Consider the following 255-nt stretch of genomic DNA (forward strand, 5'->3'; position numbering starts at 1 on the left):
TGTCGGTGCCGCCCGAGACGATGGCCAGGCCGCGCTCGATCAGCACGCCGGACAGGGCCTGGGCGTTCTTGACGACCTGTTGGGCGTACAGCTTGAACTCGGGCTTCAGCGCCTCGCCGAAGGCCACGGCCTTGCCGGCGATCACGTGTTCCAGCGGACCGCCCTGCAGGCCGGGGAAGACCGCCGAGTTGATCTTTTTGCCCAGGTCCACGTCGTTCGACAGGATCATGCCGCCGCGCGGGCCGCGCAGGGTCT

General features: G+C 68.6%; 1 pseudogene. It reads right to left on the bottom strand.

From position 1 onward, the window contains the following. Positions 1-255: pseudogene (locus tag MXD60_RS26415) on the bottom strand (serine hydroxymethyltransferase); the annotation flags it as partial.

The sequence above is a fragment of the Frankia sp. AgB32 genome (assembly GCF_023243045.1).
GTDB lineage: Bacteria > Actinomycetota > Actinomycetes > Frankiales > Frankiaceae > Frankia.